The organism is Enterobacter sp. UNJFSC 003 (genome assembly GCF_036903355.1).
GTDB lineage: Bacteria > Pseudomonadota > Gammaproteobacteria > Enterobacterales > Enterobacteriaceae > Enterobacter.
The window spans coordinates 1-301 of sequence record NZ_JBAKHK010000100.1 but is presented as its reverse complement, the minus strand read 5'-3'; the positions used below and the strand labels follow the sequence as shown (position 1 = coordinate 301).

At 59.8% G+C, this 301-nt stretch carries 1 protein-coding gene; it reads right to left on the bottom strand.

Going from position 1 to position 301, the window contains the following annotated elements; translation table 11 throughout:
• Positions 1 to 301, bottom strand: a 301-nt coding sequence (locus tag V5P19_RS23275; protein ID WP_334407896.1) for an FAD-dependent monooxygenase, incomplete at both ends; no start/stop codon positions are given.

The window sequence follows — 301 nt, the reverse complement described above, 5'->3', positions numbered from 1 at the left end:
GGATAACTGGCCCACGCTTCGCCGTAGCTGCGGGCGTTGACCAGAACATCAATCAGGGCATCGACATCACGATAACCAAGATTCACTCCCTGCCCCGCCAGCGGATGGATGGTATGCGCGGCATCGCCCACCAGCGCAAGCCCTGGCTGCACGTACTGCAACGCATGGCGACGCGTCAGCGGAAACGCACCAGCGGCAAGCGGTGTAACGTAACCCAGACGCGACGGGAAATGCTTCGCGATTTCCGCCTGTAACTGCGCCATATTCATATTCTGCAACTGGCGAATGCGTGCCGGAGAGT